This is a genomic window from Falsirhodobacter xinxiangensis (genome assembly GCF_004959935.1).
Classification (GTDB): Bacteria; Pseudomonadota; Alphaproteobacteria; order Rhodobacterales; family Rhodobacteraceae; genus Falsirhodobacter; species Falsirhodobacter xinxiangensis.
In genome coordinates this window covers 1-1,417 of record NZ_SMYN01000059.1, presented here as the reverse complement: position 1 = coordinate 1,417, position 1,417 = coordinate 1, and the positions used below count along the sequence as shown (strand labels likewise).

The window sequence follows — 1,417 nt, the reverse complement described above, 5'->3', positions numbered from 1 at the left end:
GAGCCCTTGGACGAAGCCGCTCCGCGGCATTGGCGCCTGCGTCGACTGTCGTGGCCTGATCTGATCGTGTGTATTTGGGAATATGGGCAACTGCCTGACGATTGAGAGCTCTCAATCGACAGACAGGAGGTTCTCATGTGCGAGGAGAGGATTTCACCGCTGCGCCAGCGGATGATCGAGGACATGCGCATCCGGTGCATGGGCGAGAAGGTGCAGGCCGCGCACATCCGGGCGATCAGGGATTTCGCGGCCTTTCTCGGGCATTCGCCGGATACGGCGACGCCAGAGGAACTTCGGGCCTATCAGTTGCACATGACCGACACCGGGGTCGCGCCATCGACGTTCAACGTGCGGATCGTGGCGCTGAGGTTCTTCTTCGACATGACCTGCGGGCGCGAGGAGATGAAGCGGTTCATGCAGTTCAGGACCGAGCCGCGCAAACTGCCGGTAGTGTTCAGCGTCGAGGCGGTCTCCGACATCCTCATGGCGGCGCCCGGGCCGGGGCTGAAGTATCGGGCAGCGCTCAGCATCAGCTACGGTGCCGGTCTGCGCGCCGCCGAGGTCTGCAACCTGAAGATCGGTGATATCGACAGCGACCGGATGCTGATCCATGTCGAGCAGGGCAAGGGGCGGAAAGACCGCAAGGTCATGCTGTCGCCTGGTCTCCTGAACCTGCTGCGCGACTGGTGGCGCGAGGCGCGGCCCGAGGGTTGGCTGTTTCCAGGCAAGCCGAAGATCAACCCGATCTCGCCGCGCCAGCTGAACCGGGCCTTCACCTCGGCCAAGCACATGGCCGGGATCAGCAAACCGGCGACGCTGCACACGCTGCGGCACAGCTTTGCGACCCATCTTTCTGGAGGCGAACACCGATGTGCGGGTCATCCAGGTGCTGCTCGGCCATGCCAAGATCACGACCACGGCGCAATATACCCATGTCGCGACAAAGACGATCCGCGATGTCGTCAGCCCCTATGAGATGCTGGCGAAGCTGCAGGATCAGACGGTCAGGCGAAGCCTGGAATGACTGGCGCCGGACGTGTCCCGGCCCAAGCTGGAGATCGCTGACATCTTCCGACGATACGGCCCCACGTGGCGGCGGGCCAATGCCGGGCATGTCAGCCTGATCCAGATGAAGGTGATGTCGGCGATCGAAGCCTGCCGGACCGAGGCGCTTGGCGGGCATGTGGCAGCCTGCGGCAAATGCAGCCATCATCATATCAGCTACAACTCCTGCAAAAACAGGCACTGTCCGAAGTGTCAGGGGCCGGCGGCACGCGACTGGATGGCGGCACGGGCCGAAGACCTGCTGCCGGTCGAATATTTCCACCTCGTCTTCACCCTGCCGGCCGGGATCGCGCAGATCGCTTTCTGGAACAAGAGGGTGGTATATGGACTGCTGTTCAAGGCATCGTCGGAA

Annotated in this window: 1 protein-coding gene and 1 pseudogene; both read left to right on the top strand. The window is 62.7% G+C overall.

Annotation, left to right across the window (positions count from 1 at the left end):
• Positions 1–135 precede the first annotated feature (135 nt).
• A pseudogene (locus tag E2K76_RS20115) lies at positions 136–1,024 on the top strand (tyrosine-type recombinase/integrase).
• Between the two features lie 12 nt (positions 1,025–1,036).
• The coding region (locus tag E2K76_RS20110) for an IS91 family transposase (RefSeq protein WP_181952922.1) at positions 1,037–1,417 on the top strand (381 nt) is incomplete at its 3' end.